This window comes from Pseudomonas sp. (genome assembly GCF_017744435.1).
Classification (GTDB): domain Bacteria; phylum Pseudomonadota; class Gammaproteobacteria; order Pseudomonadales; family Pseudomonadaceae; genus Aquipseudomonas.
In genome coordinates this window covers 154605-179096 of record NZ_JAGIBG010000001.1, presented here as the reverse complement: position 1 = coordinate 179096, position 24492 = coordinate 154605, and the positions used below count along the sequence as shown (strand labels likewise).

Annotated in this window: 21 protein-coding genes; 4 read left to right on the top strand and 17 right to left on the bottom strand. The window is 65.3% G+C overall.

Going from position 1 to position 24492, the window contains the following annotated elements; genetic code table 11:
* Positions 1-7: 7 nt before the first annotated feature.
* The 5 genes from J7573_RS00830 to J7573_RS00810 all read right to left on the bottom strand — a co-directional run bounded on the left by J7573_RS00830 (position 8) and on the right by J7573_RS00810 (position 6990).
* Positions 8-2068 (bottom strand): PAS domain-containing protein, encoded by a 2061-nt coding sequence (locus J7573_RS00830; RefSeq protein WP_294323800.1) that lies wholly within the window; start codon positions 2066-2068, stop codon positions 8-10.
* A 63-nt stretch (positions 2069-2131) separates the two neighbouring features.
* The gene (locus J7573_RS00825; RefSeq protein WP_294323799.1) at positions 2132-3751 is read right to left on the bottom strand and encodes a PAS domain-containing sensor histidine kinase; all 1620 of its coding nucleotides are present in this window, start codon (positions 3749-3751) and stop codon (positions 2132-2134) included.
* A 57-nt stretch (positions 3752-3808) separates the two neighbouring features.
* Positions 3809-5218 carry a GntR family transcriptional regulator MpaR gene (gene mapR / locus J7573_RS00820; RefSeq protein ID WP_294323796.1) on the bottom strand — a complete coding sequence of 470 codons (1410 nt, stop codon included), beginning with the start codon at positions 5216-5218 and terminating at the stop codon, positions 3809-3811.
* 39 nt (positions 5219-5257) lie between these two features.
* Entirely contained in the window at positions 5258-6628 is a 1371-nt protein-coding gene (gene ccoG / locus J7573_RS00815) for a cytochrome c oxidase accessory protein CcoG (protein ID WP_294323793.1), read from the bottom strand.
* Positions 6629-6750: 122 nt separating this feature from the next.
* On the bottom strand, positions 6751-6990 hold the full coding sequence (locus J7573_RS00810) for a DUF3203 family protein (RefSeq protein WP_159411086.1): 240 nt from the start codon (positions 6988-6990) through the stop codon (positions 6751-6753).
* Positions 6991-7228: 238 nt separating this feature from the next.
* Here J7573_RS00810 and J7573_RS00805 point away from each other — a divergent pair, with 238 nt between their 5' ends.
* Positions 7229-7747: an MgtC/SapB family protein gene (locus tag J7573_RS00805; RefSeq protein ID WP_294323784.1), complete on the top strand. Its 519-nt coding sequence runs from the start codon at positions 7229-7231 to the stop codon at positions 7745-7747.
* 531 nt (positions 7748-8278) lie between these two features.
* On the opposite strand, the gene J7573_RS00800 is transcribed toward J7573_RS00805, so the two are convergent.
* The 3 genes from J7573_RS00800 to J7573_RS00790 form a co-directional block, all read right to left on the bottom strand.
* A complete protein-coding gene (locus J7573_RS00800) occupies positions 8279-9178 on the bottom strand; it encodes a hydroxymethylglutaryl-CoA lyase (protein WP_294323781.1) in 900 nt (299 codons plus the stop codon).
* A gap of 13 nt (positions 9179-9191) precedes the next feature.
* The gene (locus J7573_RS00795) at positions 9192-9590 is read right to left on the bottom strand and encodes a MerR family DNA-binding transcriptional regulator (protein ID WP_060513138.1); all 399 of its coding nucleotides are present in this window, start codon (positions 9588-9590) and stop codon (positions 9192-9194) included.
* Between the two features lie 189 nt (positions 9591-9779).
* Positions 9780-10658: a helix-turn-helix domain-containing protein gene (locus J7573_RS00790; protein WP_294323769.1), complete on the bottom strand. Its 879-nt coding sequence runs from the start codon at positions 10656-10658 to the stop codon at positions 9780-9782.
* A gap of 129 nt (positions 10659-10787) precedes the next feature.
* Here J7573_RS00790 and pobA point away from each other — a divergent pair, with 129 nt between their 5' ends.
* Positions 10788-11975 carry a 4-hydroxybenzoate 3-monooxygenase gene (gene pobA, locus J7573_RS00785; RefSeq protein WP_294323767.1) on the top strand — a complete coding sequence of 396 codons (1188 nt, stop codon included), beginning with the start codon at positions 10788-10790 and terminating at the stop codon, positions 11973-11975.
* 128 nt (positions 11976-12103) lie between these two features.
* Here pobA and J7573_RS00780 read toward each other — a convergent pair whose 3' ends face one another.
* The gene (locus J7573_RS00780) at positions 12104-12754 is read right to left on the bottom strand and encodes an ankyrin repeat domain-containing protein (protein WP_294323765.1); all 651 of its coding nucleotides are present in this window, start codon (positions 12752-12754) and stop codon (positions 12104-12106) included.
* A gap of 117 nt (positions 12755-12871) precedes the next feature.
* Between J7573_RS00780 and ggt the strand changes: the two genes are divergently transcribed.
* Both ggt and J7573_RS00770 read left to right on the top strand, forming a co-directional pair.
* On the top strand, positions 12872-14662 hold the full coding sequence (ggt, locus tag J7573_RS00775; RefSeq protein WP_294323762.1) for a gamma-glutamyltransferase: 1791 nt from the start codon (positions 12872-12874) through the stop codon (positions 14660-14662).
* A 65-nt stretch (positions 14663-14727) separates the two neighbouring features.
* Complete coding sequence (locus tag J7573_RS00770) at positions 14728-15609, top strand: LysR substrate-binding domain-containing protein (RefSeq protein WP_294323761.1); 882 nt, start codon at positions 14728-14730, stop codon at positions 15607-15609.
* Positions 15610-15744: 135 nt separating this feature from the next.
* On the opposite strand, the gene dctM is transcribed toward J7573_RS00770, so the two are convergent.
* The 8 genes from dctM to J7573_RS00730 form a co-directional block, all read right to left on the bottom strand.
* A complete protein-coding gene (dctM, locus tag J7573_RS00765) occupies positions 15745-17028 on the bottom strand; it encodes a C4-dicarboxylate TRAP transporter large permease protein DctM (RefSeq protein ID WP_254485094.1) in 1284 nt (427 codons plus the stop codon).
* Positions 17028-17660, bottom strand: coding sequence for a TRAP transporter small permease (locus J7573_RS00760; protein WP_294323752.1), 633 nt, complete (start codon positions 17658-17660; stop codon positions 17028-17030). The genes dctM and J7573_RS00760 overlap by 1 nt, the downstream gene beginning before the upstream one ends.
* Before the next feature lie 70 nt (positions 17661-17730).
* Positions 17731-18729: a TRAP transporter substrate-binding protein gene (locus tag J7573_RS00755; RefSeq protein ID WP_294323749.1), complete on the bottom strand. Its 999-nt coding sequence runs from the start codon at positions 18727-18729 to the stop codon at positions 17731-17733.
* Between the two features lie 225 nt (positions 18730-18954).
* Positions 18955-19773 (bottom strand): CoA ester lyase, encoded by an 819-nt coding sequence (locus J7573_RS00750; RefSeq protein WP_294323747.1) that lies wholly within the window; start codon positions 19771-19773, stop codon positions 18955-18957.
* Positions 19770-20969, bottom strand: a complete 1200-nt coding sequence (locus J7573_RS00745) for a CaiB/BaiF CoA-transferase family protein (protein WP_294323744.1) — start codon at positions 20967-20969, stop codon at positions 19770-19772. The genes J7573_RS00750 and J7573_RS00745 overlap by 4 nt, the downstream gene beginning before the upstream one ends.
* 18 nt (positions 20970-20987) lie before the next feature.
* Positions 20988-22337 carry an MmgE/PrpD family protein gene (locus J7573_RS00740; RefSeq protein ID WP_294323741.1) on the bottom strand — a complete coding sequence of 450 codons (1350 nt, stop codon included), beginning with the start codon at positions 22335-22337 and terminating at the stop codon, positions 20988-20990.
* Between the two features lie 10 nt (positions 22338-22347).
* Positions 22348-23511 carry an acyl-CoA dehydrogenase family protein gene (locus tag J7573_RS00735; RefSeq protein WP_294323739.1) on the bottom strand — a complete coding sequence of 388 codons (1164 nt, stop codon included), beginning with the start codon at positions 23509-23511 and terminating at the stop codon, positions 22348-22350.
* A gap of 22 nt (positions 23512-23533) precedes the next feature.
* Positions 23534-24373, bottom strand: coding sequence for a MaoC family dehydratase N-terminal domain-containing protein (locus J7573_RS00730; protein ID WP_294323737.1), 840 nt, complete (start codon positions 24371-24373; stop codon positions 23534-23536).
* Positions 24374-24492 lie beyond the last annotated feature (119 nt).

Sequence of the window (24492 nt, the reverse complement as noted above, 5' to 3'; positions counted from 1 at the left end):
CTGCCCGTCAGGGCAACTCATCCGCAAGCAGCTGACGGACCCGTTCGGCCAGAGCCTCGAGCTCGAATGGCTTGGTCAGCACGCTGGTGCCCTGCAGCAACTGGCCGTCGCTGAGCGCCGCACTTTCGTCGTAGCCGGTAATGAACAGCACTTTCAGGTCCGGGTACAGTTGCCGGCAACGCTCCGCCACCTGGCGGCCATTGGGGCCGTCGGGCAGGCCGATATCGCTCAGCAGCAGGTCCGGTTGCTCGCACTGCTGCAGGTGCGCCAGCGCGGCAGGGCCATTCTCGAAGGCCTCGACCTGGTAGCCCAGTTCTTCCAGCACCTCGCCGACCACCAGGCGCAGCGCTGCCTGGTCCTCCACCAGCACGATGCGTTGCCCGCCCGAGCTGCCGGCCAACGCCTTGCGGGCAGACGGCTGGGGGGCCGCAACAGGCTGTTGGTGGTGGCGCGGCAGGTAAAGCTCGACCCGCGTGCCCTCGCCAGGCGTGGAGTGCAAACGCAGCTGGCCGCCTGACTGGCGCACGAAACCGTAGGTCATCGATAACCCCAGGCCGGTGCCCTGGCCCATGGGCTTGGTGGAAAAGAACGGGTCGATGGCCCGGGCCGCCACGGCGGCGCTCATGCCACACCCGGTATCGGCCACGCTCAGGCACACATAGTCCCCGGCGGCCAGTTCGAGCGGGCGCGCCTGCTCGCTGTCGAGCGTGAGGTTGTCGCCGAGGATATCGATGGTGCCACCGCCCGGCATGGCGTCGCGTGCGTTGATGCACAGGTTGAGCAGGGCGCTTTCCAGTTGCGGTGGGTCGATGAAAGTGGGCCACAGCCGGGCGACGAAGCGGCTGCGCAAGGCAATCGACGGGCCGATGCTGCGGCGTATCAGCTCTTCCATGCCGTTGACCAGTGCCGAGACCTCGGTCGAGCACGGCTGCAGCGTCTGCTGGCGGGAGAAGGCCAGCAGCCGGTGCACCAGCGATGAAGCCCGTTGCGCCGAGCCGCTGGACAGTTCCAGCAGCGGTTCCAGCTCTGCGTAGCGCTGCTGGCCAAGGCGCTGCTGCATCAGTTCCTGAGCATTGATGATGCCGCCCAGCAGGTTGTTGAAGTCGTGGGCGATGCCGCCGCTGAGCTGACCCACGGCCTCCATCTTCTGCGCCTGGCGCAGCGCCTGCTCGGCCTTGGCCAGGCGTTGTTGTTCCTGGACCCGCTCGGTGATGTCATAGGCAAACAGATAGGCGCCTTGCACCTTGTCGTCCTGGTCGCGCAAGGCGTTGAAACGCAACTCGTAATGGCGAGGCCCGAACGCACCGATCTCGATGAACTGTTCGCCTGCCAGCGCCCGTTGCCACATCGGCATTATCAGCTCACGGTCCGCTGGGTGGCCGTCTATGAATGCCGGCAGGTACTCACCGATTTCGGGCGTGCGGCCGTACAAGGCATGGAAGTCATGCTTGGCCTGGCGGTTGACGGCCAGCCAGCGCAGGTTCGTATCGACCACATGCACGTTGACCACGCTATCGTCGACCAGTTCGGCAAACAGGCGGCGCTCGGCCAGGGCTGCGCTGACCCGCTGCTCAAGCGCTTCGTTGAGCTGCTGCAGGGCCAGCTCGGCCTTGCGCCGCTCGGTAACGTCCTTGAACAGCACCGCAACCTGGCGGCGCTCTGCCGGCTCCACGCGGAAGGTGGTCACCGACAGCACATGGCCCGTGGCGACCAGCTCCTGTTCGAACTGCAGCGGCTCGCCAGTGCGCAAAACCGCACCGTAGCGGGCGACCCAGTCGTCCGCCTCGTCGGGCACCATCTCGCGCAGCTTCTGCCCGACCACGTTGGGGATGCCGGCATGCTTGGCGTAGGCGGCGTTGGCGAGGACATGCACGTAATCGCTGAGCGGGCCATGGGGGCCGTCGAAGAACTCGATGATGCAGAAGCCTTCGTCCATGGTGTCGAACAGAAATCGATAGACGTTCAGGTCCTGATCGGCGTGTTGCTGCAGCTGGGTTTCCAGCTGCGCGTTACGCTGGCGCAGGGTTTCGATTTCCTGACGCAGGGCAAGCAGGTCGCGGTGGGGCATGGCGACGTCCGACAGAAAAGAAGGGACAGACTTTACCTGTCCGCACTGTGAGCGCATAGCGGGCTACAGCGGCAAGCGCCGATTTTCCAGCAATCGAACGACGTGCTGGTTGAGGGCCGCCAATTCGAACGGCTTGTACAGCACGGCGCAGTGCCTGCCAGGGCTGACGTCGACCCGGTTGCTGGCATAGCCGGTGATGTACAGCACCGCGACGGTGCCGGGGAGTTTCTGGCAGGCTGCTGCTACCTGGTAGCCATCGATGCCGCCCGGCAGGCCGATATCGGTGATCAGCATGTCCGGGTGCAAGCCTGCCTGCAGCGCTTCCAGTGCGCAGCGGCCATCGCTGAAGGCATGCACAAGGTGCCCTTGGTCCTCGAGTACCTCGCAGATCAGCAGCCGCAGGGTGTCCTGGTCTTCCACCAGCATGACCACCTGTGGCGCTGCGTGGGGCTGTTGGCTTGGCGTCTGTGGTTGCGCGCACGCGTGCCCGGCAGCGTCGCAGGAGGCCCGTGGCAGGTAGAGGTGGATGCAGGCCCCTTGCCCCGGTTCGCTGGCGATGCGCAACTGCCCACCGGACTGGCGCACGAACCCATACACGATCGACAACCCAAGCCCTGAGCCCTGGCCCAGTGGCTTGGTGGTAAAGAAGGGTTCGCATGCCCTTTGCAGCACATCGGCAGGCATGCCAATGCCGTTGTCGCAGACGCTGAGGTGCAGGTAGGCGCCGCCGGTCAGGTCCAGCGCGCGTGCCTGCAGCTCATCGAGTTGGGTGTTCTCACTGGCGATACGCAATGTTCCCCCCAGCGGCATGGCGTCGCGGGCATTGATGCACAGGTTGAGCAGCGCGCTTTCCAGTTGGAGCTGATCGATCTGCACCAGCCACTGGCCACTCTGGGTCTGGTCAATGAAGGTGATGCGCGCATCGAGCGAACTGGCAATCAGCTCGTGCATGCCGGCCACCAGTTGCTGCACGTCCACGGCCTGGGGCATCAGCGTCTGTTGACGCGAGAAGGCCAGCAGGCGCTGTACCAGCGCAGAGGCCCGTTGCACGTTGTGCCGGGCGATGCCAAGCAACCGGGTGGTGTCTTGGTAGCGCTGTTCGGCCTGGCGCTGTTCGGCTATTTCCAGGGCACCGAAGATACCGCCGAGCAGGTTGTTGAAGTCGTGGGCGATACCGCCGGTCAATTGGCCGACCGCTTCCATCTTCTGCGATTGGCGCAGGGCCTCTTCGATCTTGCGCACGCGCTCCTGTTCGGCGACCCGCTCGCTGATGTCGTAGGCGAACAGGTAACCGCCCTGAATCCGCTGCTGCGCGTCGCGCAATGTGTTGTAGCTGATTTCGTAATGGCGCAGGGCGTCGGGTGGGCCGAGGGCGATGGTGTCGGTGAACGCCTCGCCGGCCAGCACGCGCGGCCACACCGGCTCCAGCCATTTCATGATGTCGGGCTGGTTGGCAATGAACTGCGGAACGTAGTCACCCACCTGCGGTACGAAGCCACGTAGGCGCTTGAAGGTTTCCTGCGCGGTGCGGTTGATCGCCAGCAGGCGGAAGTTGCGATCGGCGGCGAACACGTTGGCCTGGCTGTGGTCGACCAGTTCGCCCAGCAGCTTGCTGTTGGCCTGGGCCTGGTTGATGCGCTGCTGCAGTTGTTGTGTGGAAGGCGTCGAATCATCAGGCAACATTGCGGCGATCCAGCGTGTGGGTCGCCCAACTATAGCCGCACTTCTTCAGGCCTTCCTTCAGAAGGAGCGGATGATGCGCCCCAGGGTTTCCATGGCACGCTCGGCAGCCTCGTTCCACGGTGTGCCGTAGTTCAGGCGAATGCAGTTGCCGAAGCGCCGGGTCGGCGAAAAGATCGGCCCCGGTGCAATGCTGATGCCCTGGGCCAGGGCCATGTGGAACAGTTTCAGGGCGTCCATCTGTTCGGGCAGTTCCAGCCACAGGAAGTAACCGCCGGAGGGCTGGCTGACACGGGTCTGCGCCGGGAAATGGCGGGCGATGGCTGCCAGCATGTTGGCCTGCTGACCTTCCAGGGCGTAGCGCAACTTGCGCAGGTGACGGTCGTAGCCGCCGTGCTGCAGGTAGTCGGCGATGGCCGCCTGGGCCGGCATCGAGGCGCACAGCGAGGTCATCAGTTTCAGCCGCTCGATCTTCTGCGCGAAGCGCCCGGCGGCCACCCAGCCGATGCGATAACCCGGTGCCAGGCTCTTGGCGAACGAGCCGCAGTGCATCACCAGGCCTTGGGTGTCGAAGGCCTTGGCCGGTTTCGGGGCCTGTTGCGCGTAGTACAGTTCGGCGTAGACATCGTCTTCGATCAACGGCACCTGGTGGCGGCGCAGCAGCTCGACCAGGGCCTGTTTCTTCGCCTCGGGCATGCTCGCGCCCACCGGGTTCTGGAAGTTGGTCATGCACCACACGGCCTTGACCGGGTGCTTTTCCAGGGTCTGGGCCAGCACCGCCAGGTCCATGCCTTCGCGCGGGTGCACCGGGATCTCCACGGCCTTGAGCTTGAGCCGCTCCAGCACCTGAAGGCAGGCATAGAAGGCCGGCGCCTCGATGGCTACCAGGTCGCCGGGCTCGGTGACCGCCTGCAGGCACAGGTTCAGGGCTTCCAGCGCGCCATTGGTGATCAGCAGTTCTTCCATCGGCAGCATCAGCCCACCGACCATGTAGCGCAGGGCAATCTGCCGGCGCAATTGCGGGTTGCCCGGCGACAGGTCGGTGACCACCATGCGCGGGTCCATGGCCCGGCTGGCACTGGCCAGCGAGCGCGACAGGCGCTGCAGCGGGAACAGCTCAGGGCTGGGGAAGGCCGAGCCGAACGGCACGGTGCTCGGGTCCTTGATCGAGTCGAGGATGGAGAACACCAGGCCGCTGACATCGACCTCGGTCGACTCGCTCACGGGCTCCAGCGCCTGGGGTTCGCTGAACTGGCGGGGGGCGTGGGCGTTGACGAAGTAGCCCGAGCGCGGTCGTGCGCGGATCAGCCCGCGGCGTTCGAGCAGGTAGTAGGCCTGGAACACCGTGGAGGGGCTGACGCCGTGGGTCTGGCTGGCATAGCGTACCGACGGCACGCGCTGGCCTGGGCCGAGCACCCCGGAGCGGATCAGTTCGGCAATGTCGTCGGCGAAGCGTTCGTAGCGTTTCATGGGGGCTCGGCAGGCAAGGTGAATAAGCAGTGTAAGGGATCAGCGGTTCAGTGGCGCCACGAAGCGGCTGCGGGCCACGCTGCGCACGGCGGGCTGGTCGCTGTCGCGGATTTCGAAGGCCAGTTCCTGCGAGCTGCTGGCCGGGCGCTCGGCCAGCAGCGCCACCGACACCGGCAGCTCGCTCATTTCCCCGGCCGGGATGCTGAATTCGGTGTTGCCGTGCAGTTCGAAGCCCTCGGCATCGAGCAGGCGCAGGTGGTAACGCTGGGGCTGCGCGGTCTTGTTGATGACCTTGAGCAGGTAGATGTTCTCGATCTGGCCTTGGGCGTTCTCGCGGAACAGGCCACGGTCCTTGATCACGTCCAGCGACACCATCGGGCGCAGTTGCAGGGCCACCACCAGGGCACCGACCATCAGCACCAGGGCGGCGGCATAACCCAGCAGGCGCGGGCGCAGCCAATGGGTGGTGCCGCCTTGCAGGCTGTGTTCGGACTTGTAGCCGATCAGGCCGCGGGGGTAACCCATCTTGTCCATGACGTTGTCGCAGGCATCGATACAGGCGGCGCAACCGATGCAGGCCATCTGCAGGCCGTCGCGGATATCGATGCCGGTGGGGCAGACCTGCACGCACAGGGTGCAGTCGATGCAGTCACCCAGGCCCTGGGCGCGGGCGTCACTGCCTTTCTTGCGCGGGCCGCGGGATTCGCCGCGGCGCGGGTCGTAGGCCACGGCCAGGGTGTCCTTGTCGAACATCACGCTCTGGAAGCGTGCATAAGGGCACATGTGCAGGCACACCGCTTCACGCAGCCAGCCGGCATTGAGGTAGGTGGCAGCGGTGAAGAACAGCACCCAGAACAGCGCCACGCCGCCCAGTTGCAAGGTGAACAGTTCTTGGGCCAGTGGGCGGATCGGCGTGAAGTAACCGACGAAGGTCAGCCCGGTGAGTACGCCGATGGCCAGCCACAGACTGTGCTTGAGCGTGCGCCGGGCCAGTTTGTTCAGGCTCCACGGTGCGGCGGCAAGCTTGATGCGCTGGTTGCGGTCGCCTTCGGTGACCTTCTCGCACCACATGAACAGCCAGGTCCAGGTGCTTTGCGGGCAGCTGTAGCCGCACCACACCCGGCCGGCGTAGACGGTGATGGCGAACAGGCCGAAGGCACAGATGATCAGCAAGGCCGAAAGCAGGATGAAGTCCTGCGGCCAGAAGGTGGCGCCGAAGATGTGGAACTTGCTGTCGGCCAGGTCCCACAGCACGGCCTGGCGACCGTTCCAGTCGAGCCAGGCGGTGCCGAAGAACAGCACGAACAGCGCGCCGGCGAAGGCAATACGCAGCGTGCGGTACAGGCCGCTGAAGCTGCGGGTGTGGATGCCATTGCTGGCAATCTGGATGGCATGGATTCGTTCGGTCATGGCGTCGGTGCTCTTACGGCCTCGATCAGGCACGAGCACTATGGCCCCCGAACTGTTTTCAGCACAGGCTCAGGTTGGTCGATAAAAACCGTATCAGATTGCCGCCAAATGTTGCCGAAGGCTTAGATCACGGAGCCTGGCGTGCTGGCCTTCAGGTGTCTGCGACTATCTACCGCACCGATCACGGTCAGCGCGTCGGCTTCGGCCTCGGTGATCGGGAAGCGCTCGCCGGCGAGGATGGCTACCGACATGTGCAGCTGTTCGTCGGTGATGATCTCGACTTCCTGGCCTTTGCCTTCGATGCGCAGTTTGTCGCCGATGAGGGTGCAGCGTTGGGTGCTTTCTTCGATCTCGATGGGCATGGTCGGGTCCTCCGGGGGCGGTTACAGGTTATGACCGCGGGCGGTGAACGGTTGCTGCATCGGGGTGCCGGGTGGGCACTTTGCGGGGTGTGCAAGGGTCAACTTTCTTAGGCGCCTGTGCCGGCCTCTTCGCGGGCGCGCCCGCTCCCACAAAGAGCTGCACAATACCTGTGGGAGCGGGCGTGCCCGCGAAGGGGCCGGCACAGACACAACATCTCTTCAGCCCGGTACCCGACTCATGGAATTCATCTGGCAAACTATCCAGTCCGAGTTCGCCGACATCACCGATGAGCGCGAGGTCGTGCGGATTCTCGTACGTCTGCTGATGGCGGCCTTGCTCGGCGCGGTACTGGGTTTCGAGCGCGAACACCGGGGCAAGTCCGCCGGGCTGCGCACGCACATGCTGGTATCGCTGGGCGCGGCGCTGTTCGTGCTGGCACCAAGCATGGCCGGTGCCGATGAGCAGGCCTTGAGCCGGGTGATCCAGGGTATCGTCGCCGGTATCGGCTTTCTCGGTGCGGGGACGATTCTCAAAGGTAACGGCCAGGACACCAGCCACGTCAAAGGCCTGACCACCGCTGCGGGGTTGTGGATGACGGCTGCCATCGGTACTGCTGCGGGCATGGGGCGAGAAGCCACGGCGCTGATCAGCACGGTGCTGGCGCTGTTGGTGTTGGGCACGATGCCGCTGGTGGTGGAGAAGGTCGAGGGGCAGGACGAGGGGAAGCAGAAAGAGGAGGAGGGCAGGAAGCACTGAGGGGAGCCGAAGCTCCCCTCAAAGCGTTGTTGCCTGCTCTTTTTTTATTATTGAGGCCGCCTTTTATTGTTTTTGTAGGCTGGCCTTGGTGTCGCGTGCGACCCCCATCCGGGGTCAAGAGCAAACGTATTTTTTTGAGCGCTGACCTGCTTTCATCCTGTGGATCCGAGCCTGACTGCCGCTACCTTCAGGTAGTTTTATTGTTCTGTGTCAGTCCGCGGGGCGAACCCCTGAAAAGCCTGTCGACTCCAAAAAAATCTGCTTGCTGCGTCTCTGCCGTGTTGTTCTTGTTATGTCAGAGCCGTTACATGTTGTTTTTATTGGTTATCGCGTTTTTCTTGTTGTTGTACCAAACATATAGCAGGTGCCGTGCCAACTTTTGAAAATCCTTTAAAATCAATAGCTTGACTGGATTTGGCGAAATCGGGCGACCTGAAAATCTGTCGATTTGTTTCCCTGTTACCCGATTTTTTGCTGAAAACTGTGGGGGCGGTAACACTCACCCACACTCATGTGACACCTGTATGAAACTCATTGTGCACTGCGCGCACGTGCCACCCGCGAACCGTTGGCCCGGCCCAGCACAGCACTGATGCGCTGCCCGGCGGCGATCAGCCGGTCGAGGTCGATACCGGTTTCGATACCCAGCCCCTGCAGCAGGTACAGCACATCCTCGGTGGCGATGTTGCCGGTAGCGCCCTTGGCATAAGGGCAGCCGCCCAGGCCGGCGACCGAGCTGTCGAACACGCTGATGCCTTCGAGCAGGCTGGCATACACGTTGGCCAGGGCCTGGCCATAGGTGTCGTGGAAATGGCCGGCCAGCTGCTCGCGGGGCACCACGGCCGACACCACTTCGAACAGCCGACGGGTGTCACCGGCCGTGCCGGTGCCGATGGTGTCACCCAGCGATACCTCGTAGCAGCCCATGTCGTGCAAGGCCCTGGCCACCGGTGCTACCTGCTCGGCGCTGACCTTGCCTTCATAAGGGCAACCCAGCACACAGGACACGTAACCGCGCACCCGCACGCCATGGCTGCGGGCGGCCTCCATGATCGGTTCGAAGCGCTGCAGGCTTTCGCTGATCGAGCAGTTGATGTTGCGCTGGGAGAAGGCTTCGGAAGCGGCGGCGAACACCGCCACTTCCTTTACCCCGGCTGCCAGGGCGTCTTCGAAACCGCGCAGGTTGGGTGCCAGCGCGGCATAGGTAACACCGGCACGCTGGCGGATGCCGGCGAACACTTCGGCGGAGCCGGCCATCTGTGGCACCCACTTGGGCGAAACGAAGCTGCCGACCTCGATGTAGCTCAGCCCGGCGTCGGTCAGGTCGTCGACCAGGCGCACCTTGTCGGCGACGCTGATGGGCTGGGCTTCGTTCTGCAGGCCGTCGCGGGGGCCGACTTCGACCAGGCGGACTGTTGCGGGCATGGGCATGGTGGGGTTCCTGTCAGCGTTTGTCGTTGTTGTTCAGGGTGGCAGCCAGGGCTTGTTCGCAGCGCTCCTGGGCGGTGTCCAGCTCAAGCTGCATCTGGTGGATGTCGAGCATTTGCTGCTCCAGCTGGGCGCGACGCTCGGCGATCTTCGCCAGCATGCTGTGCAGCTGCTTGAGGTTGCCGCTGCTGGGGTCGTACAGCTCGATCAGCTCACGGCATTCGGCCAGCGAGAAGCCAATGCGCTTGCCGCGCAGGATGAGCTTCAGGCTGACTTTGTCACGGGCCGAATAGATGCGTTCCAGCCCACGCCGTTCGGGGCTCAGCAGGCCCTGTTCCTCATAGAAGCGGATGGCGCGGGTGGTGATGTCCAGTTCGCGGGAGAGGTCGGAGATGCTGTAGGTCTGGCTGCTCATGCTCGGGCTCGGCGTGGGGTATGCCAGTATCCTGAGGGCAGGTTGACGTATACGTCAAGCAGGTGTGGTGGTGCTGATGGCCCTTTCGCGGGCATGCCCGCTCCCACAGGGATTTCACTTGCCTTGAAGACAGCGCCGTACCTGTGGGAGCGGGCGTGCCCGCGAAGAGGCCGGTACCGGCCAAGCAGATCAGTCGGGCTGCACTGCGTGCCGGTAGCCATTGGGCGTCTGCCCGCTCAGGCGCTTGAAGAAGCGGGCGAAGTAGGTCGGGTCGCTGAAGCCCAGGCTGTCCGACAGCTGGCCGATGCTCATGCGCGTATAGATGAGGTTGCGCCGTGCCTCCAGCAGCAGGCGCTGGTGGATCACCTGCAACGCGGTCTGCCCGCTCAGCGCCCGGCACAGCTGGTTGAGCTGCAGGCTGGGGATGTTCAGGCGGGCGGCGAAGTCCTCCACCGACAGGTGTTCGCGGTAATGCGCCTCGACCAGCCGCAGGTACTGGCCGAGCAACTGCCGGTCACGCTCGTCGCGGTTGCGAGGGGCCTGCCCCAGTTGCTGGCGGCGGCTGATCCACACCATCAGCGCGGTCACCAGCGCTTCGAGCATGGCCGCCCGCGCGGGGGCGTTGCCCTGGTATTCCTGCTGCAAGGTTTCGATCAGGCCACGCAGCTGGATGCGGTCCTTGCCCAGCGGGTAACACGCCGCTTTCGCCAGCACGCCCAGCGGCGCGCCCAGGCGCTGTTCGAGGTCGGCTACCAGCGCGGTGCCGAAGGTCAGCACATGGCCCTGGATATCGGCGCTGAAGCGAAAGCCATGCACGGTCAGGGGCGGCACCACTTGTATCGCGGCCTCGAGAATGCTGCTGCGCACGCCTTCGATTTCCACCTCGGCCTTGCCGCGCTGCACATACAGCAGCTGAAACAGCTCGGCGTGTTGATGCGGCTTGATCTCCCAATGGTGCAGGCGGCTGCGGGCCGGGATCGACTCGCAATGCAGCAGGTCGGTGCCGGGCCAGTGCTGGTTTTCGCCATACAACTGGAACAGCGGAACGCCGGGGAGGGAGGATCTCATGTCGTGATCGCCTGTCCGTTAATCGAACGTTTTTTTTAAAAGTGCATTTTTTGCATCGGATAACACACTTATTTGCCGGTTACTGCCAGTAAAAATGCAAGGGTACACCCTCTTGATGAGATAAAAACAATGAACACTCAGGTTGCAATCATCGGCGCCGGTCCGTCCGGCCTGCTGCTCGGCCAGTTGCTGCACAAGGCTGGTATCGACACCGTCATCCTCGAACGCCAGACCCCCGAATACGTACTCGGCCGCATCCGCGCCGGGGTGCTTGAGCAAGGCACCGTCGACCTGCTGCGCGAAGCCGGCGTCGCCGAGCGCATGGACAGTGAAGGGCTGGTCCATGAGGGCGTCGAACTGCTGGTTGCAGGCCGTCGCCAGCGCCTGGACCTGAAGGGCCTGACCGGCGGCAAGACGGTAATGGTCTACGGCCAGACCGAAGTCACCCGCGACCTGATGCAGGCCCGCGAAGCCAGTGGCGCGCCGATCATCTACTGCGCCAGCAACGTGCAGCCGCACGAGCTCAAGGGCGAACGGCCCTACGTGACCTTTGAAAAAGACGGCCAGACCCACCGCCTGGACTGCGACTACATCGCCGGCTGCGATGGTTTCCACGGCGTCTCGCGCAAGAGCATCCCCGAAGGTGTGCTCAAGGAGTACGAGCGCGTCTACCCGTTCGGTTGGCTGGGCATGCTGTCCGATACCCCACCGGTGAACCACGAACTGATCTACGCCCACCACGAACGGGGTTTCTCGCTGTGCAGCCAGCGCTCGCAGACGCGCAGCCGCTACTACCTGCAGGTGCCGCTGGACGAGCGGGTGGAAGACTGGTCCGACGAGCGCTTCTGGAACGAGCTCAAGGCGCGCCTGCCCGAAGACGTGGCGCAGCAACTGGTCACAGGGCCCGCGCTGGAAAAGAGCATCGCGCCACTGCGCAGCCTGGTGGTCGAGCCGATGCAGTACGGCCACTTGTTCCTGGTCGGTGATGCTGCGCACATCGTCCCGCCGACCGGCGCCAAGGGCCTGAACCTGGCGGCTTCCGACGTCAACTACCTGTACCGGATCCTGGTCAAGGTGTACCGCGAAGGGCGTACCGACCTGCTGGAGCAGTATTCGCCGCTGGCCCTGCGCCGGGTCTGGAAGGGCGAGCGCTTCAGCTGGTTCATGACCCAGCTGCTGCATGACTTCGGCGAGCACAAGGATGCCTGGGACCAGAAGATGCAGGAGGCTGACCGCGAGTACTTCCTGACCTCAAAGGCGGGGCTGGTGAACATTGCCGAGAACTATGTGGGGTTGCCGTACGAAGAGGTGGCCTGACGCCAGGTCTGGAGTTCGACGCGAAACCTGTGGGAGCGGGCTAGCCCGCGAACACCGGCGAAGCCGGTGCCTGACTCCGCGGTGTCTGTTTCGCGGGCACGCCCGCTCCCACAGGTGCTGTGCAGGCCTCAGTCGCTGAGTAGTTGCACCATCTGTTGATACCCCCGCTGGCGCGCATGCGCCAGCGCGGTCACCCCATCCTTGTCGGCAATCTGCCGATCCGCCCCCGCTGCCAGCAGGCGCCGCACGATCTCCACATGGCGTGGCCCGCCATCGCCGAGGATCACCGCTTCGAGCAGCGCGGTCCAGTGCAGGCGGTTCAGGTGATTCACGTCCACCCCCGCATCGATCAGCATCTGCACGGTGTCCACATGCCCGCGCTCGGCCGCCGGTATCAGCGCGGTGCCGCCGTAACGGTTGGTGCTCTTGAGGTCGGCACCGTGGCTCAGCGTCAGCTGCAGAATTTCATTCAAGCCACGCGCCCCGGCATACAGGTAGGGGCTGTCGTCGATGTTGTCCTTGGCGTTCACATCCGCACCGGCCTCGATCAGTGCTTTCGCTGCTGCGACCTGGTTCTCATGGGTGGCCACCAGCAAGGCGGTGCGCCCCTGGCCATCGCGGCTGTCCAGGCCGGCACCCTGCTTGAGCAAGTGATGCAGGCGGTTGACGTCATTGTGCGCGGCGGCGCTGTGCAACTGCTTGTCCATGGCGGTGGTCTCGGCGTGGGCGGCAAGGCTGGTGCAAAGGGCGAGGGCCAGGGCGGCAAGGGATAAACGCATGGCAAGGGCTCCTGAATGACCTGCCCGTATCCTAGAAAAATCACCCCGGGGCTTGAAGTTAAGAATGCGCATGACCCACAGTGGCCCGCTTAATAGGTAAAGGCAGGATGCACGCCGATGAGAGTTTCCACTGCACTGATCACCACCTTGTGCCTGGCCGCGGCCAGTGGCGGTGCCTGGGCCGACCAGATGCTGCCTACGCCACCGGAGCTGGAGTCCGGCTACCGCAGCGGCCTGCAGCCGGTGCACGCCAGCCGGCACATGGTGGCGGCCGCCAACCCGCTGGCCAGCGAGGCCGGGCGGGCAATGCTGCGTGCCGGTGGCAGCGCTATCGATGCGGCGATTGCCATGCAGATGGTGCTGACCTTGGTCGAACCGCAATCCAGCGGTATCGGTGGTGGGGCATTCATCCTGTACTGGGATGGCCAGCGCGTGCAGGCCTTCGACGGCCGCGAAGCGGCACCGGCAGGGGTGACGGAAACGTTGTTCCTGCAAGCGGATGGTTCGCCCATGCCGTTTCGCGCAGCGCAGATCGGCGGGCGCTCGGTGGGGGTGCCGGGCGTGCTGCGGGCGCTGAAACTGGCCCATGATCAGCACGGCAAGCTGCCGTGGAAGGACTTGTTCGCGCCGGCAATCGCCTTGGCGCGTAATGGTTTTGCGGTTTCCGAACGGTTGCACACGCTAGTTGCCGGCGACCCCTTCATTGCCCGCTCGCCGGCCATGGCGAAGTACTTCCTGGATGACCAGGGCAAGCCGCTGGCCGTCGGCACGATCCTGCGCAATCCGGCGCTCGCGCAGACCTTCGAGCGCATTGCGCAGCAGGGCGTCGATGCCTTCTATGGCGGTGAGATTGCCCAGGCCATGGTGGACGAAGTGCGTCACCACGCCAATGCCGGGCAGTTGTCGCTCGAAGATTTGCAGCGTTACCAGGCCAAGGAGCGCGAACCGGTCTGTGGCCCGTACAAGGCCTGGAAAATCTGCGGCATGCCACCGCCGTCGTCCGGTGGAGTGACGGTGTTGCAGACACTGGGCATTCTCGACGCCCTGCAGCGCAACTCGGCGCAGCGAGACCTGGCCGACCTGCCGCCACGCCAGGTGACCTCCGTGGCGGGGCTCGAACCCGCACCGCAGGCCGTGCACCTGGTGGCCGAAGCCGAGCGCCTGGCCTACGCCGACCGCGCCCAGTACCTGGCCGACAGTGACTACGTGCCGGTACCGGTCAAGTCGTTGCTCGACCCGGCCTACCTCGCCGAACGCGCCAAACGGGTCGGCGAGTACAGCATGAAGCACGCCCGCCCGGGCACCCCGCAGGGTGCCAACCTGGCCCTGGCGCCCGACCGCTCACCGCTGCGGATCTCCACCTCGCACCTGTCTGCCGTCGATGACAGCGGCCAGGCCCTGGCCATGACCACGTCGGTGGAGTCGGCATTCGGTTCGCACCTGATGGTCGGCGGCTTTTTGCTGAACAACCACCTGACCGACTTTTCGTTCCTGCCCGCAGAAAACGGCAAGCCGGTGGCCAACCGGGTGCAGCCCGGCAAGCGGCCGTTGTCGGCGATGGCGCCAACCCTGGTGTTCTCGCGTGCCTCCGGCGAGCTGGTGGCGAGCCTCGGCTCCCCCGGCGGCTCGCAGATCATCGGCTACGTGAACAAGGCGTTGATCGGCCTGCTGGACTGGCATCTCGACCCGCAACAGGCGGCCAACCTGCCCAACTTCGGCAGCCGCAATGCCGGGACCGAAGTCGAGGCCGGGCTGGCCAGCCCGGCGCTGATCCGGCAGCTGGCTGCCTGGGGCCACGAGGTCACGCCGATGACCATGACCAGCGGCATGCAGATCATCCAGCGCGCTGCCGAAGGTTGGGCCGGTGGTGCCGACCCGCGGCGCGAGGGTGTGGCGCTCGGCGACTAGTGCGTTGCCGGGCCTGGAGTGGCGTGGTAGAAGTCAGTCTTGTCATTCAGTAGTTGAATACCAAGATGTCCATCAGCGCTAAATCGAATAGAGCCCTGTTCGACCTCGACCTGTTGCGCGCCATCGTCGTGGTGGCCGATTGCGGCAGCTTCACCACGGCTGCCGCGCGCCTGCACTCGACCCAGTCGACCATCAGCCAGAAGGTGCGTCGCCTCGAAGACATGGTCGGCCACCGCCTGCTGGTGCGCGGCAACCGCGACGTGTTGCCGACCGACGCCGGCCAGACCTTGCTCGGTTATGCCCGGCACATGCTGGCGCTGAACGACCAGATGCTCGAAGCCCTGGCCGGGGCCATGGTCGGGGTCACCGTGCGCCTGGGCGTGCCCGAGGATTTCGTCGGCGGGCGCACCACCAATGCGCTGTCGGCATTCAGCCGCCTGCACCCGCAGGTCAAGCTGGAAGTCACCAGCGGCCTGTGCCGTGACCTCAGCCAGGCCTACGACAACGGCGAGCTCGACTTGGTGCTGCTCAAGCAGCGGCGCAACAGCCGCGAGGGCGTGGCCTGCTGGCCCGAGCGCCTGCAGTGGATCGACAGTGCGCGCCTGCCGGCGTTCGAGCTCGATCCGATTCCGCTCGTGACCTTCCCGCCACGGGGGCTTTACCGCGAGGACATGATCAGTGCCATCGAAGGCATGGGCCGGCGCTGGCGCATCAGCTTCACCAGTTCCAGCCTCAGTGGCATCCAGGCGGCAGTGGCCGACGGCATGGGCATCAGCCTGCTGCCACCGCGGGCGGCGACCGGCGAGCACCGGGTGCTGGGGCAGGCCCAGGGGTTGCCGGAAGTGGACAGCTACGAGATCGTCATCGTGCACAAGCCGACAGCGGATGTGATGGTCAAGGATCTGGCCGGGGTGATGAGCCAGTTGCTGGCCGGCGGCGGGATCTGACTCGGCCTTTGAAGCTTGCACAAACCCTGTGGGAGCGGGCGTGCCCGCGAACACCGGCAGAGCCGGTGCCATACACCGCGGTGCCTGCTTCGCGGGCACGCCCGCTCCCACAGGGTCAGCATTTCAGGTCGATGGCTACGGCATACCCAACCACTCCGGCAGCGCCAGCGAAATGAACGGCACATAGGTCACCAGCACCAGGAACAGCAGCAAGATCGACAGCCACGGCAGCGCCGCGCGAATCGTCTGCCCCAGGGTCAGCCCGGTCACCGCCGAGGTGACGAACAGGTTCAGCCCCACTGGCGGGTGCACCAGGCCGATCTCCATGTTCACCACCATCACGATGCCCAGGTGAATCGGGTCGATGCCCAGCTTCATGGCGATCGGGAAGAAGATCGGCGCCAGGATCAGAATGATCGCCGACGGTTCCATGAAGCTGCCGGCCACCAGCAGCACGATGTTGACCATGATCAGGAAGCCGATCGGCGTCAGGCCCTCGGACATCACCCACTGGGTGATCTGCTGGGGGATCTGCTCGGTGGTCAGCACGTGGGCGAAGAGCATGGCGTTGGCGATGATGAACAGCAGCATGATGGTCAGCCGGCCCGACTCCAGCAGCACTTTCGGGCAGTCACGCAGGCGCATGTCCTTGTACACGAACAGCGCGATGAACGCCGAGTACACCGCCGCCACCGCCGCCGCTTCGGTGGGGGTGAACATGCCGCTGTAGATGCCGCCGAGGATGATCACCAGCAGCAACAGGCCCCAGAACGCACGTCGGGCGGTGCTCAGCCATTCGGCGAAGCTGGCCCGTGGCTGGGCCGGCAGCTTCTTGATGCGGGCGACGATGTAGATGGTGATCATCAGGAACACGCCGAGCAGGATGCCCGGTACCACGCCGGCCATGAACAGCTTGCCGACCGAGGTTTCGGTGGCCGCCGAGTACACCACCATGACGATCGACGGCGGAATCAGGATGCCCAGGGTGCCGGCGTTGCAGATGATCCCGGCGCCGAACTCGCGTGGGTAGCCGGAGCGCACCATGCCGGCCACGGCAATCGAGCCGACGGCGGCCACGGTGGCCGGCGACGAGCCCGACAGCGCGGCGAACAGCATGCACGCCAGCACCGCGGCAATCGCCAGGCCACCACGGATATGTCCGACACAGGCGTTGGCGAAGTCGATCAGGCGCTGGGCCACGCCACCGGTGGTCATGAACGCCCCCGACAGCAGGAAGAACGGGATGGCCAGGAAGGTGTAGCTGTCGGAGGTCTCGAACAGCTTGATCGCCAGCGAGCTGAGCGAGTCCTGGCTGAACATCAGGATCGACAGCGCCCCCGACAGGCCCAGGGAGATGGCGATCGGCACGCCGAGGAACATGAACACGAACAGGAGCAGGAACAGGCAGATAACCGTCATCAGTGGTGCTCCTCACCGGGGTTGGCCAGCTTGCTGGCTTCGGCGGCCTCGTCGGCCAGGCCCAGGCCGTACTGGCGGTGGGTGAACAGGCGGTAGAGGATTTCCAGGTAGCGGACGATCACCAGGGCGAAACCGAACGGCACGATCAGCGCGATATGGCCGACCTTGATGCCGTAGCGGTCGAGGTCTTCGGCACCGATGCCGGCCACCAGCACCGCGCTCACCCACTTGATGCTGGCCACCAGGAACAGCCCGGCGTAGGCCAGGCAGCAGGCGCAGGCGATCATCGCCAGCAGCCGTTGCACCGGCTTGGGCGTGCGCCGCACCAGCACATCGACGCCGAGGTGGCCGGCGGTGCGCACGCCATAAGAGATACCGAAGAAGATCAGCCAGCCGAACAGCGCCTTGGTCAGGGCGATGCTCCAGGTCATTTCCTGGGCGTAGGCCATCAGGTGATCGCCGATGCCGAGCAGCAGGTCGCTGGCAGAGCTCCAGTGATCACTGAGGCTGTAGAACATCGTGTAGAGGTTGTTCAGCGCCACGTAGATGAAGGTCACCAAGGTCATGGCCGCCAGGAGGAAGGCGATCATGCCTTCCTCGAAGTGCTCCCAGACACGCCTGAGCGATTGCATAAGGATTCTCCAGACAGAGAGAGGGCGGGCCACCTGCACAACAGGCGGCCGGGGCAGGGCACAGGCGGGGTCAGGACGGCTTGTTGGCGTTGTCGGCGGCCTTGATCAGGTCGGCGCCGATCTGCTCGGAGAACTTCTCCCACACCGGGCGCATGGCTTCGCGCCATTGCTCGCGCTGCTCGGCGGTCAGCGCGTCGATCTCGCTGGTCTTGGCGTCGATGATCTTCTGCCTGGAGGTCTGGTTGAGGGCTTCGGCCTGCTTGTTCACCTCGACGGTGACCTCGTCCATGATCGTCTGCAGCTCGCCGCGCACGTCCTCAGGCAGGCTGTTCCAGAACTTGGCGTTGGTGATCACCATGTAGTCGATCAGGCCGTGGTTGGTCTCGGTGAAGAACGGCTGCACCTCGTTGACCTTCTGGCTTTCGTAGTTCGACCAGGTGTTCTCGGTGCCGTTGACGGTGCCGGTCTGCAGGCCCTGGTAGACCTCGGCGAAGCTCATCTTGCGCGGGTTGGCGCGGATCGCCTTGAACTGCTCTTCAAGCACGCTGGAGGCCTGCACGCGGTACTTCAGGCCGCGGGCGTCCTTGGGCAGGATCACCTTCTTGTTCGCCGACAGTTGCTTGAGGCCGTTGTGCCAGTAGGCCAGGCCACGGATGCCCTTGTCCTCCATCGAGGTCAGCAGTGCCTTGCCTTGCGGGCCTTGCTGGAAGCGGTCGACGGCGGCCAGGTCGTTGAACAGGAACGGCAGGTCGAAGATCTGCACCTGCTTGTTGTAGTGCTCGAACTTGGCCAGCGAGGGCGCCAGCATCTGCACGTCACCGAGCAGCAGGGCTTCCATTTCCTTGCCGTCGCCGAACAGCGAGGAGTTGGGGTAGACCTCGACCTTGACCTTGTCCTTGAGCTGCGGGTCGGCGGCGACCATCTTCTGGAACATCAGCGCGCCCTGGCCCTTGGGCGTGCTGTCGGCCACCACGTGAGCGAACTTGATGACAATCGGGTCGGCGGCCTGGGCCAGGCCGGCGATGGACACTACGGCGGCGCAGAACAGCGCCTGGGTCAGCTTCAACATCGGTGTCACCTCTGATTTATTGTTGTAGGAGGAGTGGGGTAAAGATGGACCAACGGGCTGCGTGTGGAGAATCAGCATTTGTATAAGGCGGCGTTCGGGTTTGCTTAACACCGTCACTTGTACCGGCCCATTCGCGGGCGCGCCCGCTCCCACAGGTTTACCGCAGGCCTCAAGGCATGCGCCGTACCTGTGGGAGCGGGCGTGCCCGCGAAGAGGCCGGAATGTTCAGCCGAGATGCCCAGCCAGCAACCGCTGCGCCCGCAACACCACCGGCGCATCGACCATCTGCCCCTCAAGCTGGAATGCCCCGGCGCCATTGGCCGCCTCGCTCGCCGCCAGCACCCGCCGCGCCCACACCAGTTCCTCGGCGCTGGGCGCCAGCGCGGCATGAATCACTGCCACCTGCTGCGGATGAATGCACAACGCCCCGCCATACCCCATGTCATAGGCATGCCGCACGGCCCGCTGCAGCCCCTCGGCATCGGCGATGGCCGGAAACACCCCATCCAGCGGTGGCAGCAGGTCGGCCCCCCGCGAATGCAGCTGCACCGCCATGCGCGCCTGGTCGAGAAACTGCCGGGCCGCCTCGCTTTCGGTGTTCAAGCCCAGGTCCAGCGCCAGGTCGAGGCTGCCGAACGACAAGCGCTCGACGCCTTCTGCCACAGCGATCTGTGCCAATGCCAACAGGCCCTTGGCACTCTCGATGATTGGCCACACGGGCTTGCCGCCGTGCCAGGCCACCGCGACCTGAGTGGCGTTCTCCACCTTGGGCAACAGCAGCCCGGCGACCCCCGGCTGCTGCGCGCAGAAGGCCAGGTCGGTGGCGTGTTGCGGGTGCTGTGGCGCGTTGATCCGCACCCATACCGAGGCCTGCGGCGTGGCCTGCAGAAACGCCGCCAGGTTGTCGCGGGCCTGCTGCTTCAGCGCCTCCTCGACGGCATCCTCGAAGTCGACGATCACCACATCGGCACCAGCCGCCAGGGCCTTGGCGAAACGTTCAGGCCGGCTGCCAGGCACGAACAGGGCAGAGCGCACCACGCTCATACAACGCCTCCTGCGGCCAGGCTGGCGCGCTGTTCGGCGCTCAGGCCCAGTTCAGCGAGGATGCCCGCGGTGTGCTGCCCCAGCGCCGGCACGGCGTCCATGCGTGGGGTGAAGGCGGCATTGCGCCCCGGTGGCAGCAGCGACGGCAACTTGCCGGCCGGGCTGTCGACTTCACGCCAGCTGTCGCGGGCCTGCAGCTGCGGGTGCTGCCACACGCCGTGCATGTCGTTGACCCGGGCGTTGGCGATCTGGGCGTCTTCCAGGCGCGCCACCACTTCGTCGAGCGACAGGGCGGCAAAGCGCTCGACGATGATCTGGCGCAGCACCTCGCGGTTTTCCGAGCGCTTGAAGTTGGCGCTGAAGCGGTCGTCGCTGGCCAGCGCCGGGTCGAGCAGTACCTTTTCGCAGAACAGCGCCCATTCCCGTTCGTTCTGCAGGCCGAGCATGATCGTGCCGCAACCACCGGTGGGGAACGGCCCGTACGGATAGATGGTCGAGTGCGAGGCGCCCGCGCGCGGTGGGGGCGGCGCGCCGTTGTAGGCGTAGTACATCGGGTAGCCCATCCACTCCACCAGGCTCTCCAGCATCGACACGTCGATGCGGCTGCCCAGCCCGGTCTTGTCGCGCAGCAGCAGCGCCGACAGCACGCCGGTATAGGCATACATGCCAGCGGCGATGTCGGCGATCGAGCAGCCGGCCTTGGCCATTTCCTCGTCGCCGGGGCCGCCGGTCACCGAGAGGAAGCCGCCCTCGCTCTGGATCAGCAGGTCGTAGGCCTTCTTCTTTTCATACGGGCCGCCAGCGCCATAGCCGGAAATGTCGCAGACGATCAGGCGCGGAAAGCGCTGGTGCAAGGCGTCGAACGACAGGCCCATGCGTGCGGCGGCGCCGGGTGCAAGGTTTTGCACGAGCACGTCGGCCTTGGCCAGCAGGGCGTCGAGGATGCCGTCGGCGGCCTGCTGCTTGAGGTCGAGGGTGAGGCTTTCCTTGGAGCGGTTGGTCCACACGAAGTGCGAGGCCAGGCCGTCGACGCGCTGGTCGTAGCCACGGGCAAAATCGCCGCTTCCGGGCCGTTCGACCTTGATTACGCGGGCGCCCAGGTCGGCCAGCTGGCGGGTGCAGAAGGGCGCGGCGATGGCATGTTCGAGGCTGACGACGGTGATGCCGTCCAGCGGGCGGGGTGCGGTTTGGGTCATGGGGTCACCTGTTCGTCATCAGTGCAGAGCGGCCAGCGACCGCGCATCGCGCAGTTGCCAGACCTGCTCGATCAGGGCCTGGCCCTGGGCCGGGCTGCGGGCGCCGGAATAGGCCAGCAGGCGCTGGAACTTGGCTTCCAGTTCCGGGCGTGAAAGGGTGTTGCCGGGGTCGCCCTTGGGTTCGTCGATGGCGGCGCTGAAGTGGCGGCCATCGTTGCAGGTGACTTCGACTCGGCCCAGCCAGCGGGCGGGGTAGGCGGCATCCACTTCGGGGTCCAGCTGCATCTCGACCTTGTCGCGGAAGCTGGCGACCCGTGGGTCGGTCAGCGCCAGGTCGCGGAACTCGATGAGCTGCGCGCTGCCATGCACGGCGATCAGGCCGAGCACGGTGCCCATGGAGAACTTGGCCTGGTGCACGGTGGTGGGTGTGGTGACCCGGCCGAGCACATCGATGGCGCCCTGGTGCACGCGGGTGACCACCTTGGCGATCTGCCCATGGGGCAGGCCTTCGCGTTGCATCAGCTGCAGCAGCGCATCGGCGGCAGGGTGGGTATGACGGCACGAGGCGTGGAACTTGAACGAGGTTTCCGCCAGCGCCCAGCGCGTGCCCAGGCGGTCGCTCAGGCGCGCCGGGTCGGCGTCGCTGGACATCCCGGCAGCCAGGCCCTGGTCCCCTTCGAGGATGTTGCGCGCGCCGCTCAAGCCATCGGCGGTCAGGTAGGCGGCGAGCAGGCCGTCGGCGGCGGCCTTGGCGGTGTGCAGCTGCTTGGAGTCGGCAGCATCGCGCAGGAATTCCCAGAGCCCGGCGGCCTGGGTGCCGGCACTGCCGAGCAGGTTGATGAACTGTTCCTTGTCAAAGCCCAGCAGCTTGCCCACGCCCACGGCAGCGGCCAGGGTGCCGACGGTGGCGGTGGTGTGGAAGATTCGGTAGTGCGAACGGCCGAGGAACTCACCGATGCGGATGCCTGCCTCATAGCCGGCGACGCTGGCCAGCAGCAGGTCCTGGCCGGACTTGCCGAGGTCCTGGGCCGCTGCCAGCACGGCGGAGAACACCACTGTGGCCGGGTGCAGCACCGAGCTGTTGTGCAGGTCGTCCTGTTCCACCAGGTGCGAGGCGGCGCCGTTGACCAGCGCGGCGAAGTAGGGCGATGAGCTGCGCCCGCTGGTCAGCACGCGGGCGCTGCCTTGGGCGGGGCCCATGCGCTCGGCGTATCGCTCGAACAACGGGATCGGGTGCGCGCCCTGGCTGGCCAGGGCCGAGCCGAGCCAGTCGAGGAACAGGTCTTCGCTGCGGTCGAGCACGTGGCCAGGAATCTGTGCGTATTGCAGGTCGGCGAGGAAGCCCGCCAGGGCTTGGGTAGCTTGCATGCTCAGGCCCTCAGAAGCTGCGTGGCAGTTCGAGCAGGTGCTCGGCCACGTAGGACAGGATCAGGTTGGTGGAGATCGGCGCCACCTGGTACAGGCGGGTTTCGCGGAACTTGCGCTCGACGTCGTATTCGCAGGCAAAGCCAAAGCCGCCGTGGGTCTGCAGGCAGGCATTGGCGGCCTCCCACGAGGCCTTGGCCGCCAGGTACTTGGCCATGTTGGCGCTGGCCCCTGCGTTCTGCCCGCTGTCGTACTCGGCACAGGCGCGCCAGCGCATCAGGTCGGCGGCCTCGATCTCGATATGGGCTTCGGCGATGGGGAACTGCACGCCCTGGTTCTGCCCGATCGGGCGGCCGAACACCACGCGGTCACGGGCGTAGGCGCTGGCCTTTTCGACGAACCAGCGGCCATCACCGATGCACTCGGCGGCGATCAGCGTGCGCTCGGCATTGAGGCCGTCGAGGATGTAGCGAAAGCCCTTGCCTTCCTCGCCGATCAGGCTGCTGGCCGGCAATTCGAGGTTGTCGAAGAACAGCTCGTTGGTCTCGTGATTGACCATGTTGGCGATGGGTTGCACGGTCAGGCCGTTGCCGATGGCTTCGCGCAGGTCGACCAGGAAGATCGACATGCCCTCGGATTTCTTCTTCACCTCCGGCAAGGGGGTAGTGCGTGCCAGCAGGATCATCAGGTCCGAGTGCTGGATGCGCGAAATCCACACCTTCTGGCCATTGATCACGTACTTGTCGCCCTGGCGCATGGCGGTGGTCTTGATCTTGGTGGTGTCGGTGCCGGTGGTGGGCTCGGTCACGCCCATCGACTGCAGGCGCAGCTCGCCGCTGGCGAGCTTGGGCAGGTAGTGGCGCTTCTGCTCGTCGCTGCCGTGGCGCAGCAGGGTGAACATGTTGTACATCTGCCCGTGCACGGTGCCGGAGTTGCCACCGCAGGCGTTCACCTCTTCGAGGATCACCGAGGCCTCGGCCAGGCCCAGGCCCGAGCCGCCGTATTCTTCCGGGATCATCGCCGACAGCCAGCCGGCATCGGTCATGGCCTTGACGAAGGCTTCCGGGAAGCCCTTTTCTTCATCGATCTTGCGCCAGTAGCTGGCGTCGAACTCGGCGCACAAGGCGCGCACGCCTTCGCGGATGGCATTGAGGTCATCGCTGTCGTACGTATGCATTGGGGGTGTTCCCTGTCAGGTATCAGTCGAAAAGCACATCGGCGCTCTGCGCTACGCCAGCGGCATTGCCGGCCCACAGCTGGGCCTGGCCTGGCGCGCTGATGCGCCCGGCCACTTCGAACGGAGTCGGCACGGTCAGCGGGCGTACGCCGCGGTAGGCGAAGTGGCGCACCTGCTTGTCGGGGTTGGCGCGGATGAATGCGCGCAGGTTCAAGGTGGCAATCATCGGGCCGTGCACGACCAGGCCGGCGTAGCCTTCGGTTTCACTGACGTAAGGGAAGTCGTAGTGGATGCGGTGGCCGTTGAAGGTCACGGCTGAATAACGGAACAGCAGCGTCGGCGTCGGCGTGACCGCCTCGCTCCAGTCGGCCGGCGCGTCGGCCGGGGCGCTGTCGAGCTTGGGCGGGTTGGGCTCGCGGTAGACGATGTCCTGCTCCTCGCGCACGCACAGCTGGCCGTGTTGCGAATAGTCGTGACGCACGGTGACGAACAGCAGGGCGCCAGTGCGGCCGTGCTTCTCCTCGATGTGCAGGATGGTCGACAGGCGATGGGCTTCGGCGCCGACCTTGAGCGGCGCGATGAACTCGACCCGGCCGCCGGCCCACATGCGGTTGCGGTTGTCGGCCGGGGGCAGGAAGCCGCCGCGTGCCGGGTGGCCGTCTGTGCCCAGTTGCGATTCGGCCAGCGGCTCCTGGAAGAAGCACCACATCCACAGCGGAGGCAGCGGTTGGCCGGCGGCGGGGGCGGTTTCGCCGAAGGTGGCGGCGATGCGCTTGATCAGGTTGCGGCTGAGCTCATCGACGGCTTCTTCGGTGCGGCCGATCCAGGCGCTGTAGTCGATGGGCGGGGGGGAAGCAGTCATAACCATGGGCCTCTGCATTTGTTGTTATGGGCCGATCATGCGAGGCGCCCGGCATTCTGTGAATTTGCATTTGTGTAAGGCAGCGTTCATGTATGCTGAACGCCAACGCCTCGACCGGA

Excerpts from the sequence above, each read along its gene's own strand:
- J7573_RS00830 (WP_294323800.1), bottom strand. The coding sequence starts at position 2,068 with ATGCCCCACCGCGACCTGCTTGCCCTGCGTCAGGAAATCGAAACCCTG.
- J7573_RS00825 (WP_294323799.1), bottom strand. The coding sequence starts at position 3,751 with ATGTTGCCTGATGATTCGACGCCTTCCACACAACAACTGCAGCAGCGC.
- mapR (WP_294323796.1), bottom strand. The coding sequence starts at position 5,218 with ATGAAACGCTACGAACGCTTCGCCGACGACATTGCCGAACTGATCCGC.
- ccoG (WP_294323793.1), bottom strand. The coding sequence starts at position 6,628 with ATGACCGAACGAATCCATGCCATCCAGATTGCCAGCAATGGCATCCAC.
- J7573_RS00810 (WP_159411086.1), bottom strand. The coding sequence starts at position 6,990 with ATGCCCATCGAGATCGAAGAAAGCACCCAACGCTGCACCCTCATCGGC.
- J7573_RS00805 (WP_294323784.1), top strand. The coding sequence starts at position 7,229 with ATGGAATTCATCTGGCAAACTATCCAGTCCGAGTTCGCCGACATCACC.
- J7573_RS00800 (WP_294323781.1), bottom strand. The coding sequence starts at position 9,178 with ATGCCCATGCCCGCAACAGTCCGCCTGGTCGAAGTCGGCCCCCGCGAC.
- J7573_RS00795 (WP_060513138.1), bottom strand. The coding sequence starts at position 9,590 with ATGAGCAGCCAGACCTACAGCATCTCCGACCTCTCCCGCGAACTGGAC.
- J7573_RS00790 (WP_294323769.1), bottom strand. The coding sequence starts at position 10,658 with ATGAGATCCTCCCTCCCCGGCGTTCCGCTGTTCCAGTTGTATGGCGAA.
- pobA (WP_294323767.1), top strand. The coding sequence starts at position 10,788 with ATGAACACTCAGGTTGCAATCATCGGCGCCGGTCCGTCCGGCCTGCTG.
- J7573_RS00780 (WP_294323765.1), bottom strand. The coding sequence starts at position 12,754 with ATGCGTTTATCCCTTGCCGCCCTGGCCCTCGCCCTTTGCACCAGCCTT.
- ggt (WP_294323762.1), top strand. The coding sequence starts at position 12,872 with ATGAGAGTTTCCACTGCACTGATCACCACCTTGTGCCTGGCCGCGGCC.
- J7573_RS00770 (WP_294323761.1), top strand. The coding sequence starts at position 14,728 with ATGTCCATCAGCGCTAAATCGAATAGAGCCCTGTTCGACCTCGACCTG.
- dctM (WP_254485094.1), bottom strand. The coding sequence starts at position 17,028 with ATGACGGTTATCTGCCTGTTCCTGCTCCTGTTCGTGTTCATGTTCCTC.
- J7573_RS00760 (WP_294323752.1), bottom strand. The coding sequence starts at position 17,660 with ATGCAATCGCTCAGGCGTGTCTGGGAGCACTTCGAGGAAGGCATGATC.
- J7573_RS00755 (WP_294323749.1), bottom strand. The coding sequence starts at position 18,729 with ATGTTGAAGCTGACCCAGGCGCTGTTCTGCGCCGCCGTAGTGTCCATC.
- J7573_RS00750 (WP_294323747.1), bottom strand. The coding sequence starts at position 19,773 with ATGAGCGTGGTGCGCTCTGCCCTGTTCGTGCCTGGCAGCCGGCCTGAA.
- J7573_RS00745 (WP_294323744.1), bottom strand. The coding sequence starts at position 20,969 with ATGACCCAAACCGCACCCCGCCCGCTGGACGGCATCACCGTCGTCAGC.
- J7573_RS00740 (WP_294323741.1), bottom strand. The coding sequence starts at position 22,337 with ATGCAAGCTACCCAAGCCCTGGCGGGCTTCCTCGCCGACCTGCAATAC.
- J7573_RS00735 (WP_294323739.1), bottom strand. The coding sequence starts at position 23,511 with ATGCATACGTACGACAGCGATGACCTCAATGCCATCCGCGAAGGCGTG.
- J7573_RS00730 (WP_294323737.1), bottom strand. The coding sequence starts at position 24,373 with ATGACTGCTTCCCCCCCGCCCATCGACTACAGCGCCTGGATCGGCCGC.